Genomic DNA, 13,309 nt, shown 5'->3' with positions numbered 1-13,309 from the left:
CGGTACTCGGTAGCCAATACCAAAGGAGATTGCACGGGTCTGTCAAAATGCCGGATTTGCCACAAAGCTTGGTAAAATAAGACAGCAGATTCACCCACTTGAATGACGCAGTAACGAACCGCACAGGACAGCCATGGGCATTTTTGATTTTTTCAGCAGTACGCCATCCACCAAAAAGTTCGGGCAGATCGTCATTGATTTTGCGCGCAGGCAGGGCGTGGATCAGCTCATCCGTTTTGATGAAGCTGATTTCCGCCTGCTGGTGGGCGAGAATGGTTCTCATGTCCTGAACCTGCACAATGCCTACCGTGACTACTGCGCTTCGCCAAAAAAACAGCGTGATACAGTACTGTTGAAATATACCGCTGGCCTGAAACTGGAAGGCATACCGGACGATTTTGCCAGCGCCAAAGCGCATCTCATGCCTAGTGTGAAGCCACGCGGGCAGGGCGAATACCTGCGCCTGACCAGCCTGATCCAGGATAAACCGATGTCCTATGATGAAGCGTCACTGAACTTCAGCGATGATGCCGTGCTGATGCTGGCTTATGACACGGAACATTCCATGGCGCTGGTCAATCGCTCCAATTTTGAAACCTGGGGTGTCAGCGTGCAGGATGCGATGGATGTGGCACTGGGCAACCTGCGTGACCGTACTGCCGATAAATTTGTTGAACTTGGCGTCGGTGTGGTCGCAGGTGTGTGGGATGATGCCTACGATTCTTCGCGCATCCTGTTGCCAGACCTGGCATATCGCGCTAATTGCGGCAGCGACCCAGTCATCATGGTGCCGACACGCGGGCGTTTTTTGGTGACACCCGCATCAAATAAGGCGGGTCTGTTTTTTATGATAGTTTATGCGCAGGAATGTGCCGAAAAAGAAGGACGTACGGTTTCTGCTCACATGTACAAGATCAAGAACGGCCAGGTCGTCAGCTACACACCGGAAGATACTGACGTTGCTGCGAGCCTGAAATCATTGCAGACATATTATCTCGCTGAAGACTATGGCTCGCAGAAAGATTTGCTGGAAGCCCTGTACGAAAAAAACAAGGCAGACGTTTTCGTAGCCACCTTTACCGTCTTCAAAAACAAACAAACCGGCCTGCTGACATCCTTGTGCACCTGGACGCAGAGCGTGGTAACGCTGTTACCGAAAACCGATCTGGTCGCTTTGTTGATACCCGGCGAATCAGAGAGCGAGCACCGGACCAAGATCATTACTTGGGACGCCGCCATGAGCATTGCCGCCGACCTGATGCAGGAAGTGGAGGGCTATCCCGCCCGCTATCTGGTCAAGAATTTCCCGACAGCAGAGCAGTTGAATTCGGTGGCAGAGACGCCGCTGTAATGCAGAAGGGAAGGTGCTACGTAGTAGGGTGCACCACGCGCACCGTCTCTGTAAAATGGACGTGAAGTGATTGAACAAGGTGCGCGCGGCGCACCCTGCTAGTCAGCATTAGATAGTCGTGAAATTATTATCGTTTTTTGCTTTTGTGACGAGTCGCCGAAGGTGTTTAAATTCTTTAAACTCTATCGCGAAGCCATAACCCAGTAGGGTGCGCCACGCGCACCGTCTCTGTAAAATGGATGTGAAGTGATTGAACAAGGTGCGCGCGGCGTACCCTACGTAACATTTGCTTGTCGCCTTTTGATGCGCGGCTGCTTGTGAATCATCTGATGTGGTAGGCAATTTTCGGCTATTCTTTCATCTGGCTCACATTGTTTGTGTGATCCGCCCTGTCTGCGGACCACACGACAGCACTCTGGATTACTATGAAAATTCCCGCACGTTTACCATCATGGTCTGTTATCACCCCCTTTGCCGCCTGGATCATCCTGGCGGGTTCTCTGTTGATATCCGGCACCTGGTATGCCATCGTGCTGACGGCTGCTCTGTTTGGTGGTGTGCTGACTGCGGTGTATCACGCCGAAGTGGTGGCGCATCGCATCGGTGAGCCATTTGGCACCTTACTGCTGGCCCTGGCGGTGACGCTGATCGAAGTCGCCCTGATTGTGTCCCTGATGCTGGCCGGTGGGGAAGCCACGTCCGGTCTGGCGCGGGATACGGTGTTTGCTGCCATCATGATTATCCTCAATGGCATTATCGGTATTTGCCTGCTGGCCGGTGCCAGCCTGCACAAGGAACAAAGTTTCAGCCTGCGTGGCGCCAGCACCTCACTGGCGACGCTGGCGGCATTGGCAGTGCTGACCCTGGTCTTGCCCAATTTTACGTCCACCGTAACCGGCCCGTATTACAGCCCCAGCCAATTGACTTTTATCGCTATTGTTTCGCTGGTACTGTACGGTACCTTTGTGCTGGTGCAGACGGTGCGCCATCGTGATTATTTTTTGCCCGAAGTCGCCACCGCAGACGAAGATGCGCATGCACCCTTGCCATCCAATGCAATGAGCTGGATGAGTGCCGGTTTGCTGATGCTGTGTCTGGGGGCCGTGGTCTTGCTGGCCAAGTCACTGGCACCAACGCTGGAAAATGCCGTGCTGGCCGCAGGCGCGCCGAATGCCCTGGTCGGTATCATCATTGCGATTGTGGTGTTGTTGCCTGAAGGGGTTGCTGCCTTCCGTGCTGCCCGCGCCAATCGCTTGCAGACCAGTATCAACCTGGCCCTGGGTTCGGCACTTGCCAGCATAGGTCTGACTATTCCTGTGGTGGCAGTGATTTCGCTGGCCACCGGCTGGTCACTGACGCTGGGTATTGATGCCAAATCCAGCGTGCTGTTGTTGCTGTCACTGATTATTACCTCGCTGTCACTGGGTACTGGCCGTACCACCGTCATGCAGGGCACTATTCATTGTGTGATTTTTGCGGTGTATTTGTTTACCACCGTGGTACCGTAAAAAATATAAATTCCGGCAATGACGGTTTATTGCAGGTTTATTGTACGTTGACGAACAGACTGGGTGCGCGCAGGGGGATGTAATGGGGAACCACTTTCCCGTTACAGCCTGGAGCAATCATGACACCTGCCGCGTCCGCCACTTTAGTGGCAAATCTGAAAGATACCCCGCGCCGTATTGCCGCCAGATTATGCCTGTTGGTGGTGCCTGCAATGCTGTTGGCAGTGCAGACATGCAGTGCACAAAGTAGCGCGCCAGAAGTCCGTGGCTTTGGCACCCAACCCAACCTGCCTGAGCCCGAAAAATCTATTTTGCCGACGATTAACATCGCCCCCGCCATAGGCTGGACAAAGGGTGAAAAACCGCAGGCTGCCAACGGTCTGGCGGTGACGGCATTTGCAGCAGGGCTGGATCATCCGCGCATGCTGCATGTCTTGCCCAACGGTGATGTGTTGGTGGCTGAAAGCAATGCGCCAGCAGTACACGATACCAGCAGTGGCTTAAAAGCGGTACGCAACTGGGTGGAAAAGAAGGTCAAAGGATCTGCCGGTGCCAGTGTGCCCAGCCCCGATCGCATTACCTTATTACGTGGCCTGGATGAACACGGCGTGGCCACCAGCCGCACCGTGTTTTTGCAAGGCTTGCATTCACCATTTGGCATGGCTCTGGTCGGGGATTATTTATACGTCGCCAATACCGACGCTATCATGCGTTACTCCTATAAGAACGGGCAAACCAGTATCGTGGAGCCGGGCGTGAAATTTGTGGATTTGCCTGCCGGAAAAATCAACCATCACTGGACCAAGGACCTGGTAGCCAGCCGCGATGGCTTGCGTCTGTATGTGTCAGTGGGCTCCAACAGCAATGTCGCAGAAAATGGTATGGAAAATGAAAAAGACCGTGCCGCCATTCATGAAATTGACATTGCAACAGGCCGTATGCGCCTGTTTGCCAGCGGCTTGCGCAATGCCAACGGGCTGGCCTGGCAACCCCAGAGTGGGCAGTTGTGGGCCGCCGTGAATGAAAGAGATGAACTGGGTAACGACCTGGTGCCAGACTATATGACATCGGTACGCGATGGCGGATTTTATGGCTGGCCCTACAGCTATTTTGGCCAGCATGTGGATGTGCGGGTAAAGCCGCAACGACCTGATCTGGTGGCAACAGCGCTGGTGCCGGATTATGCACTGGGTTCACATACCGCTTCACTGGGGCTAACCTTTTATGATGCCAAAATGCTGCCTGCCAGCTATGCCGGTGGTGCCTTTGTTGGCCAGCATGGTTCATGGAACCGCAAGCCTCACAGTGGCTACAAGGTGATTTTTGTACCCTTTGCCGACGGCAAGCCGGCCGGTGCACCGCAAGACATACTCACCGGATTCTTAACTGCAGACGGCAAGGCGAGGGGGCGCCCGGTTGGTGTTGCTGTTGACAGCAAGGGTGCCCTGCTGGTGGCAGATGACGTAGGTAATATTATCTGGCGGGTGACGGCGAAGTAAGATCTGATGCGCAATTTTTAAGCAGACTGATGCCTCATTCACAGTCGGTTTTTGCCGCGTGGGTGAGGGCAGTACCTGACAGGCGGTAGCATAATCTGTCATCGACAGGTATGCCCCCCAGGCTTTGGTAGAAACGCAGTCCGGCTTCATTGTCAGCCCTGACATGCCAGTCAACCCGCACGCAATTTTTGCTCAGTGCATAACGCGCCGCCCATTTTATCAATGCCTCACCAACGCCGCTGCGACGTTCTGCACGCAGTACATACAGTTCTTTCACAAAAAGCTGTCCCGTCTCACCTGCCGTCGCGTTGACCAGGGAATGAAATATCGTGATTGCGATCAGCCCGACCACCACGCCATCATCGCGCGTGGCGACGACTATACGTATGGATGAATCAGGTCCGGTCAGGTTTGTCATGAAATGCTGTCTGATGACTTGTCTGGACACGGCGTCTTCACCATTGTAATGAGCGCTCATATCGTGCAGCAGGTCGACAGCCGATTCGTATTGTTCTTCCTGGATAAACGCGATTTGCAAATTGGCCTCTGTGGTGTTTAGTTACCAGGCGCAGCGCATCGCTCACCTGCATTATTTTTCAAGATGGTTGAAGTGACGTGTGAGCCAGGTTTCTTTCATCTACAGGGAATTTTACCTACCCAAATATCTGGTGCGCGCGGCGCACCCTACAAAATGATCGCGAATTTGGAACCGGGCGTCCAATATTCTGGCACCGTGTAGGGTGCGCTGCGCGCACCAATTACCACCCCGTATATCATAGCTGGTTTACACTATGCCAGAAATTTCTACCTACGGGAACACCCATGCCTGTCAATGATCGATCCATCTATTCAAACACTATAGCCAGCAATCGTGGCCTGGGCCACAGGCGGATGTTGCTGTCTTTGATGGCGGGGTTTTTCTTGCTGTGGGTGGTTTTGCCCTTGCTGTTTCCCAATTTGGCATATCTGGTATATCTGCTGACAGCGCCGCTGCGGTATGTGGGGGTGTTTGTGCATGAGATGGGGCACGGGCTGGGCAGCCTGCTGACCGGGGGATCGTTTTACTGGTTTCAGATGGATGCAGATGGTGGTGCGGCTATCACCGCCGGTGGTTGGCAAAGCCTGGTCTTGTTGGGTGGTTTGCTGGGGCCGGCGCTGTGTGGCAGTGCTTTGCTGATGGTATCAACCCGCGCCACGAAGTTGTGGATTCCCTACCTGATCTTGCTGCTGTTTTTTGCTTGCGGTGGCTATTACATGATCAAGCCGGTATGGATGAGCAGTGCCGATTTCCCCTTGCTGGCGCAATGGCAGGTGACACATCTGCTGGCAGTGGCATTGCCAGTTTTGCTGATGATGGCCTGCCTGTTTTTATTACGCGCTACAGATGCCTGGCAAAGGCTGGCCTTGCAGGTGCTGGGCATTGTCATGTGTTATTCCGCCTTTAGCGATACCAGCTATATCTTTCAATACGAAGCCCTGCGCAATGGTATGTATTCTGACGCGCGGGTATTTGCATCACTGTTCCTGCCCTTTAATGTACAGGCTTTGCCCTGGCTGGCCTTTGTGTTTTTTGCGCTGTTGATCAGCGTGCTCAATTTTACCTTGCTGGGCCTGGGTGTCATGCGGGCTTTGGCTTTGCCGCAGCCGCGATAACACGCCAGTTTTGATTCGCCTTAATCTGGTATCCAGTCAAAATAAGCGATCATCATTTCTTCAAAGGTCTGTTCACCAAAATGCACGGCCGCTTTGGGATTGGGATTGGACGGGTTGTCGCTGGAATTGTCATACCAGGCGGTGGCAGCGATGCGCATGCCGGGCTGGACATGGATGGCTTCTTTAAACTGATAAGCCGTTTGCCAGTTGAAATCGTATTTGGGAATATTCAGCAACAGGCTGCGCTTGCCTGCCTGGTCCACCAGTTCTATCTTCCAGGCTTTGCCGCGCAGATGCGCATGTGGCATCAGGGCCGTCAGTTTGCCGGGCTTGCGGAACAGGTAGAGGGATTCGATAGGGTAATTGGCAGCACCGGGCGGTATTTCAAACTTGGCATTGAAGGCGGATTCACTTTTGACTTCTTTTAATTTGCCTTCGGCATTGCTCACGTCGCCAGCGAACTGGAAGGCGATTTTTGCCTGATCGGTTTGTGCAGTACCGTTGGGCTGGTAATGGATCTGGAATTTCAGCCAGGCACCTTTGGGGATTTTCTTGGCCGCACCCTCCGGGAAGGTCGTCAATGGTGTACCAGGCACCAGTGCGGCAAAGAAACCGTCAATACCGCCGGCCTGGCGCTTGGCGCCTGGTTCTTCCAGGAACACTAAAATATGGTGTACCACTTTAGGGGCCGACGGGCGTATTTCCATCGCGGTGACCCATTTATCGCTGTCAAAATTGGTTTTCAGGTAGCTGTACTGATATTCAACCACGCCCTGGGCCGGTACTTGATGTGGCTCGGCAATTTGCAGTACGGCGTCTGGCTTGAGCATGTCCCAGCCTGCCACATAGGTGCGAGGGGCGGGGGCTTCTTTGGCATTGCCTGCCGGGCTGTCTGCTTTCAACCAGCTAGACAGGTCGGCCAGTTCCTGTTCTGACAGGCTTCTGTCATTGGCCCAGTGACCAACGCCGGGGTCAGCACCCCAGGGTGGCATGAGGCGCTTGCTGGTCATGTAATCGATAATGGTTTTTCGGGCTGTAACCTGTGCATAAGTCTGCAAGGGCATGGGCGCAACACCGCCATCGCGGTGGCACATTTCGCATTTTTGTGTGATCAGGCGGCTGATGCGGTTGTGATAGGTGACGGGCCGGTTTTGTACCGCTTCGCCAGCATGGTCGGGCAACAGGCAACCACTGGCCTCACTTTGTGGGGTGACAATGTCTTTACCTGACTGGTATTCGGCGATGGCTTTGCGCAGCCAGGTTTGCCCGGGAGCGTCTTTGTGCACACCGATGCCGTACTGGTCGTCGATGGCACCACGGTACAGCAGGGTGCCCCGGTTATCTGCTAAAAACACTTCCGAGGTAGATGCTGCCCGCAAGGCATTGCTGATGGCGCGACTGGTATCGAGTACCACTCGACCTTGCAGCTTGCTGCTGGACGCACTTTTTTTTGCTTCTGTATTTGCATCTGTAGCGGAATAGGGGCTGACATCGACGTACACAAAATTAAAGCCTTGCGATGTATATTCTTTTTCAAATTCAGCCAGTCGCGGTGCATAGCGTTGCGATACCGGACATTCCGCATCGCGCATGACGATGATGGCACCACGCTTGCCCGCCAGTTGCGACAGCACACCCTCGCGCCCGTCGGCATCCTTGAATTTGACATCCGCCAGGCGTTCTCCCACACGGTAACCAAAAGTGTACAAGCCAGCAGACGCGGGGCTGGCCTCGTTGGCGATAGCTGCGATGCCAACATCGGCATACGCCAGCAACTGGCAAAACAGGACAGGTAACAGCAGCTTTAATCCAGGCTTCATCTTGTGGCGCACTTTCATGTCAGTAGGGGGAGGCGTCAGGAGATGGTAATTTACTTTAGATTAAACCATTTGTCATGCAGTTGATTTTTACGGACCGCGCCAGGATGTCTCAGGCAAACTGCGGCAGATGGGCTGCTTCAAAATCGGCGATGGGCATGGGGCGGCCAAAGTAATAGCCCTGGTAGGCATAGCAGCCCTGGCTGGCAAGGTAGTCGCGTTGTTCGGCGCTTTCAACACCTTCGGCGATGACAGACAAGCCCATGCTTTGGCTCAGGGCGACGATGGTGCGGGCGATGGCTGCATCGTTGGGGTCGCTCAGTACATCACGCACAAAGGATTGATCGATCTTCAATTGATCCAGCGGCAGGCGTTTCAGATACGTCAGCGATGAATAACCCGTACCAAAATCATCGAGCGAGAAACACAGGCCAGCGGCTTTGAGCAATTCCATTTTACGGATAATGTCTTCAACGTCGTCCACCAGCAGGCTTTCGGTCAGTTCCAGTTTCAACAGATGCGGATTGGCACCGGTCTGGTGGATGATAGCCAATACCTGTTCGACCACATCGTTCTGGCGGAACTGGCGTGCGCTGACATTGACGGCGATCGTCAGGTGGGCACGCTGTTCTTGGCGTGCCCAGCTCACCAGTTGCTTGCAGGCCGTTTGCAAGACCCAGTAACCGAGCGGTAGTATCAGGCCGGTAGATTCTGCCAGGGGAATGAACTCTGCGGGCGATATCATGCCGCGTTGCGGATGTTGCCAGCGCACCAGGGCTTCGACGCCGGTCAGTTCACCATCATGGTTGACTTGTGCCTGGTAAAACAGCTGCAGTTGCTCATTGCGCAAACCTTCGCGTAATTCTTTTTCCATGACGGCGCGTGAGGTCACCACGGCCTGCATGCCCGGATCAAAAAAGCGCAGGGTATTGCGGCCGGCGGTCTTGGCAGCATACATGGCCAGGTCGGCCTGTTTCATCAATTCATCGAAACTGGTCTCGTGATCGGAGATCAGGGTGACGCCTATGCTGGGTGTGCTATGACATTCATAGCCGGACAGGTCGTAAGCCTGGTTCAGGGCATCGAGAATTTTCTTGCCGACCATTTCGATCTGGGTGGCGGCTTCATTAGTAGCCTCGCTCAGGTTTTCCAGTAACAGCACAAATTCATCACCGCCGATACGGGCTACGGTATCGTCTTCACGCACGCAATGGATCAGGCGTTCTGACACTTGCTGCAAGAGCAGGTCGCCCTTATGGTGGCCCTGGGTATCATTGAGCGTTTTGAAATTGTCGAGGTCGATATACATCAGCGCACCTTTGCGGCCACTGCGGGCGCACGACGCCAGGGCCTGTTGCAGGCGGTCGGTCAGCAGGCGGCGGTTGGGCAATCTGGTCAAGGGGTCGTAGAAGGCCAGGTTCTTGATTTCATCTTCTGCGGCCTTGCGGGTGGTGATGTCGGTCAGGGTGCCGACATAATGCAGCAATTCATGGTTGCTGCCATAGACGGCAGTAATGGTCAGCCATTGCGGGCTGACATGGCCATCTTTGTGGCGGTTCCAGATTTCACCCTGCCAGGTGCCTTCGGTATCCAGACGCTGGCTCAGGGCGACAAAGAAAGCCTCATCATGCTGGCCGGATTTTAATAAATCCTGGGTCTGGCCGATGGCGTCTTCCCTTGTATAACCGGTGATTTCGGTAAAGGCGCGGTTGACCTGCTGTATGACCCGGTGGGCATTGGTGACGAACATGCCTTCATGCGATTCAAATACGGTGGCAGCCAGGTGCAGGCTTTGTTCTGCCTGTTTGCGGGCGGTGATGTCGCGTACAAAAGCGGGGAATAATTCCTGACCTGGCAGATAGCGCACCGACACTTCAACGTCAATGATGCGACCGTCCTTGCGTCTGTGTCTGGCTTCAAACTGCTGGCTGCCTTCCTTGCGCAAGATGTCGATGCGTTCATAAACCGTCATGCCACGTGTGTCATCCAGCACATCAATATCGGTGATATTAAGGGCAAGCATTTCTTCGCGGGTATAGCCCATCATGCTACAGGCAGTTTCGTTGACGGATTGCAGATTGCCGTCTTTGTTGATGAGCCAAAAGGCATCCATTGCTGTTTGCAGGATCAGTTCATCCAGGTCGGTTATGCGCTTGCGTTCTGTGATATCTACTGCCAGCCCACCCAACTGGGGTGTGCCGTTAAAGCCGGTGAATACAAATTTATTCACCATCCACCAACTGATGCTGCCGTCGCTATTGGTGGATGGCCAGACGGCTTCGTTTTGTTGGCGGTTTTCCAGCAAGACCAGGTCACTGTCGTGGTAACCGTCAGCGACGCTGGCTGGCCAGAGTTCATGGTCCGTCTTGCCGATGACATCTTGCATCGAGGTATTGAAACGGCGCAAGAAATTGTCACTGACAAACTGGTAGCGCCCGCTAAAGTCCTTGACCCAGGCGACGAGGGCACTATTGCCCAGAAAGGCGCGAAACTGTTCATCACTATGCTGTTGCGCGACCAGCATGCGATTGAATTCATGCGCTACGGCCAGCAGTTCACTGGGGCCATCAATGTGTGCCCTGGCACCCAGATCACCCTTGTTGACGGCGCGCGCCACATCGGCCAGCGCCGTCATCGGTTTGGTGATACGCCGGGCAAATCCGAAAGCGACCAGCAATAGCAGGGCGATCATCAATAACACCAGCAGGATGGACTGGATGGTCCTGGACCGGGATTCTGCAAAGATGGTGTGTCCTGGCACGCCGACAAAGGCCACCATGCCATATTCAGGTAGTGGCGCAACTGAAAAGAAGCGCACTACGCCATCTACGGCCGTGCTTTCAAATTCGCCGTTTTTTATTGCGACGATACGTCTTGCTGCCTCTGCATTGGGGCGGGTGCCGATGACCCTGTCAGGATCTTCATTTCGCCAAACCATGATGCCGTCATCACGGAAGAATCCGTAGCGGCTGGATTCTGGCAAGAACTCGGACGGGATGTTGGGATCATAAAAGCCGACATCCAGCGACATCAGGACAACGCCGACGATATGTTGTCCGTCATCCCAGATCGGCAGGCTCAGGGTGGTGGACCAGGGGCCGCTTCCATCATTATGACTGCGGCGTGGTGCAGAAATGTTCAGGCCCTTGTTGCGGATGGCACCCTGTATATATTCTGCCATGACCTGTTTAGGGACGGCGGTATCCTGCTGCCTGTTTTTGTTGGGGATGGCGCAAAGAATATTGCCCTGTAAATCAACCAGCATAATGCGGGCAAAGGCGGGATTGAGGTTGGCCAGATTACCCAGTTTTACCGGGCAATCCGCCAGGGACAGTTGGCGTACCGGTGGCAGGCTGGCGATACCGGCCATGATCTGGTGCGCCTGCTCAAGCTTGCCCTTGGTATTTTTGAGCATGACGCTGATCATGGTCTTAAGGGCAGTCTTGGTATTGGCCGTGGATTGCTGGAAATCGTGATAGATACCAATGCCGACTGCGGTCACCAGCGGCACAGAAACAGCCAGTACCAGCATCAGCAAATAGCTGCGGATAGATCTTGCCGGCACAGGCGATAAATTGCTGACGGTCTCTTCGCGGCGTTCTGTCATTGTGCTTTTTCCGTAATCCTGATGAGAAAGCCTTGTATTCAGATATCTGGGAATAGAGTGCTTGATGGCCGTATGTTTGTATTTTCCTGGCAAGCCAGGTACATGGTATTCATGTTACAAAGTAATTTTTCATCATAAGCGCTATATCCATCATTGTCTGTGCCCATTTTGCATGGTTTGCAATCCTTTACAACTGGAAAATCCGGCCATTTATGTTTGCGCGCATGTTTCCATGTATGTCTGCTGTATGCCTGCATGTATGTTGGCATCTATGCCCACACAGCCAGCAAGTCATAGAGGTGTCTTGTGTATGGCGTAGCCTGTAGCCGCATGCATGCTGTGGGTATGATTTTATTGTGATTTTATAGCTAACTTGTTAATTGTTCGGCCATTATTGGTGCGATCAGCTTCACCGCTGCATGGCTGTCACATTTCTTATACAAATATGTTTCCCGCATGCATCGCTGTACATATCATAATATGCTCCGTTGCCAAAAATTTCACGCTTATTCCACGCTTATTCCACGCTTATTCCACGCATTCGTCCACGCATTCGTCCACTCATTCGTCCACTAATTTGAAAGCAGTCCGTTTTCTAACCAACACATTATGAAATCATCCTACGCTAAGACCTTCGCTTTTACTTTATTGACCCTGTCCCTGGCTGCCTGTGCGCCCATGTCGCAGAGACCTGGCGCTGACACTGCTGCCGCCACAACCACCACGGCTGAATACCGCCCTGTTATCCTGGTATCGATAGACGGCTTCAAGCCCGACTACCTGAACCGTGGTGTGACGCCCAGGCTGAATGCAATGGCTGCCAGTGGCGTGCGTGCCGAGACCATGCGTCCATCTTTTCCATCCATCACCTTTCCCAACCATTACACGCTGGTGACAGGCTTGCGCCCAGATCATCACGGTATTGTCGGCAACAACATGGAAGACAGCAAGATTCCTGGCGTGCGTTTCAGACTGGGTAACAGCAGCGCGGTGCTGGACCGTCGCTGGTGGGATGAGGCCGAGCCTGTCTGGGTGACGGCAGAGAAAAATAATGTTCGCTCTGCCATCATGTTCTGGCCAGGTTCTGAAGCTGCCATTCACGGCGTGCGTCCATCGGAATATCGCCCCTTTGATGGCAAGCTGAGCCCGGCTGACCGTGTTGATACCATGCTGGCCTGGCTGGACAAACCTGCCAGCAGCCGCCCACAGTTTCTGACCCTGTATTTTGATCAGGTAGATCACGCTGGTCATGAATTTGGCCCCGATACGCCAGAAGTCACCGAAGCGGTAGCCAGTGCCGATGTGGCCATTGCCCGCCTGATGGAAGGCTTGCGTACACGGCACCTGGATGCCAATGTCATTATCGTGTCTGATCATGGCATGGCAGCCACCAGCCCTGAACGTACTGTGCAACTCGACAAAATCGTTAATCCTGCGCTTTACACCGTCGTGACTTATGGCAGCTATGCCGGTATCGACCCGAAACCGGGGCAGGAAGAAGCAGTCGCCAAAGATCTGCTGAAAACCCATGAGCATATGCAATGCTGGAAAAAAGAAAATATTCCTGCACGTTATGAATATGGACAAAACCCGCGCGTCCCGCGTTTTATCTGCCTGCCAGAAGTGAGCTGGCTGGTCATGCCTGATGCGGCTGCTGCTGCAAAAGCGGGTAAAGGCGCACACGGTTATGATAATCAGAGCAAAGAAATGCAGGCACTGTTTATTGCCAATGGCCCAGCCTTCAAAAAGGGGGCCGTGTTGCCGACTTTCGACAACGTCAGCGTCTATCCATTGATCATGAAGCTGATTCATGTTCCGGCCCTGCCATCTGATGGTAAGCTTGAATCCGTTCAAGGCGCTCTTGCTCAGTAATT

The 13,309-nt window shown here is 53.7% G+C and carries 8 protein-coding genes; 5 read left to right on the top strand and 3 right to left on the bottom strand.

All coding sequences use genetic code 11. From position 1 onward, the window contains the following. Positions 1-133: 133 nt before the first annotated feature. From ACO0LK_RS15915 to ACO0LK_RS15905, 3 genes are all read left to right on the top strand, one after another. Entirely contained in the window at positions 134-1,351 is a 1,218-nt protein-coding gene (locus ACO0LK_RS15915) for a hypothetical protein (RefSeq protein ID WP_422976647.1), read from the top strand. A gap of 425 nt (positions 1,352-1,776) precedes the next feature. Then, the gene (locus tag ACO0LK_RS15910) at positions 1,777-2,859 is read left to right on the top strand and encodes a calcium:proton antiporter (RefSeq protein WP_422976645.1); all 1,083 of its coding nucleotides are present in this window, start codon (positions 1,777-1,779) and stop codon (positions 2,857-2,859) included. A gap of 212 nt (positions 2,860-3,071) precedes the next feature. Continuing rightward, positions 3,072-4,358, top strand: coding sequence for a PQQ-dependent sugar dehydrogenase (locus ACO0LK_RS15905; protein ID WP_422976882.1), 1,287 nt, complete (start codon positions 3,072-3,074; stop codon positions 4,356-4,358). 34 nt (positions 4,359-4,392) lie between these two features. On the opposite strand, the gene ACO0LK_RS15900 is transcribed toward ACO0LK_RS15905, so the two are convergent. Further along, positions 4,393-4,896, bottom strand: coding sequence for a GNAT family N-acetyltransferase (locus ACO0LK_RS15900; protein ID WP_422976644.1), 504 nt, complete (start codon positions 4,894-4,896; stop codon positions 4,393-4,395). Positions 4,897-5,180: 284 nt separating this feature from the next. On the opposite strand from ACO0LK_RS15900, the gene ACO0LK_RS15895 reads away from it, so the two are divergent. Next, on the top strand, positions 5,181-6,011 hold the full coding sequence (locus ACO0LK_RS15895) for a M50 family metallopeptidase (RefSeq protein ID WP_422976642.1): 831 nt from the start codon (positions 5,181-5,183) through the stop codon (positions 6,009-6,011). Between the two features lie 20 nt (positions 6,012-6,031). On the opposite strand, the gene ACO0LK_RS15890 is transcribed toward ACO0LK_RS15895, so the two are convergent. Together ACO0LK_RS15890 and ACO0LK_RS15885 are read right to left on the bottom strand one after the other, a co-directional pair. After that, complete coding sequence (locus ACO0LK_RS15890; protein ID WP_422976640.1) at positions 6,032-7,849, bottom strand: redoxin family protein; 1,818 nt, start codon at positions 7,847-7,849, stop codon at positions 6,032-6,034. 91 nt (positions 7,850-7,940) lie between these two features. After that, positions 7,941-11,435 carry an EAL domain-containing protein gene (locus tag ACO0LK_RS15885; RefSeq protein ID WP_422976638.1) on the bottom strand — a complete coding sequence of 1,165 codons (3,495 nt, stop codon included), beginning with the start codon at positions 11,433-11,435 and terminating at the stop codon, positions 7,941-7,943. A gap of 609 nt (positions 11,436-12,044) precedes the next feature. Here ACO0LK_RS15885 and ACO0LK_RS15880 point away from each other — a divergent pair. Beyond that, entirely contained in the window at positions 12,045-13,307 is a 1,263-nt protein-coding gene (locus ACO0LK_RS15880; protein WP_422976636.1) for an ectonucleotide pyrophosphatase/phosphodiesterase, read from the top strand. Positions 13,308-13,309: the final 2 nt, after the last annotated feature.

It is taken from the genome of Undibacterium sp. Ji49W (genome assembly GCF_049340205.1).
Lineage (GTDB): Bacteria > Pseudomonadota > Gammaproteobacteria > Burkholderiales > Burkholderiaceae_D > Undibacterium.
The sequence above is the reverse complement of the archived record's forward strand: the minus strand, read 5'-3'. Positions and strand labels throughout refer to the sequence as shown.

Coding starts and splice junctions, on each gene's coding strand:
- ACO0LK_RS15915 (WP_422976647.1), top strand. CDS start 134: ATGGGCATTTTTGATTTTTTCAGCAGTACGCCATCCACCAAAAAGTTC.
- ACO0LK_RS15910 (WP_422976645.1), top strand. CDS start 1,777: ATGAAAATTCCCGCACGTTTACCATCATGGTCTGTTATCACCCCCTTT.
- ACO0LK_RS15880 (WP_422976636.1), top strand. CDS start 12,045: ATGAAATCATCCTACGCTAAGACCTTCGCTTTTACTTTATTGACCCTG.
- ACO0LK_RS15890 (WP_422976640.1), bottom strand. CDS start 7,849: ATGAAAGTGCGCCACAAGATGAAGCCTGGATTAAAGCTGCTGTTACCT.
- ACO0LK_RS15895 (WP_422976642.1), top strand. CDS start 5,181: ATGCCTGTCAATGATCGATCCATCTATTCAAACACTATAGCCAGCAAT.
- ACO0LK_RS15905 (WP_422976882.1), top strand. CDS start 3,072: ATGCTGTTGGCAGTGCAGACATGCAGTGCACAAAGTAGCGCGCCAGAA.
- ACO0LK_RS15885 (WP_422976638.1), bottom strand. CDS start 11,435: ATGACAGAACGCCGCGAAGAGACCGTCAGCAATTTATCGCCTGTGCCG.